Annotated in this window: 1 pseudogene; it reads right to left on the bottom strand. The window is 54.0% G+C overall.

Annotated elements, in window-relative coordinates:
• Window positions 1-54: 54 nt before the first annotated feature.
• Window positions 55-596 (bottom strand): annotated as a pseudogene (locus tag ACR0NE_RS21415) (IS6 family transposase); the annotation flags it as partial.

The raw sequence follows: 596 nt of genomic DNA, 5'->3' as shown, positions 1-596 counted from the left end.
CGGTGCAGTCAGGCGAATTCGAACCAGTCTCAGCTAGGCCAGTATAGCTGTCCTTCATTCGTCACAAAGACCCCGCCACTCGGCGAGAGCGGCGGTGAGTATCAGCTTGAAGGTGCCTCGGCTGGCAAGCGCTCTTTCTCGTTGAAGTGGTTGTAGACAGAGGAGTTGACGGCGGCGAGCTTCTGCAAACTTCGCATCCGCCTGAAACGTTGCATGGCGCGTTCGCGTCGTCGGAAAGGCAGGTGCGAATTCTCGACGCAGTTGTTGAGCCACCTGCCCGTTTTCTGTTTTTTGTCAGCACCAAGCTCTCTGAAAGCGGTTCTATATGAGGCGAAGCGATCTGTGACAACGTTTTCCGCTTTACCGTGTCGCTTCATCAATGTCTTGAGGAATTTCAGCGCTGCAGCTTTGTTTCGGCGTTTGGTGACAACGGCTCCCAGCACCTTGCTCTCATGATCTACGGCCCGCCAGAGGTAATGCTTCTTGCCATTAACCTTCACAAAACCTCATCCACATGCCACTTCCATTTCGAGAATGCGCCCAGTTGTTGCACCCGCTTTCTTCGGATCTCAGAGGCAAACATCGGGCCAAACCTG

It is taken from the genome of Ruegeria sp. C9 (assembly GCF_056537585.1).
Note: the sequence above shows the minus strand (reverse complement) of the source record. Positions and strands in the feature narration are given on the sequence as shown.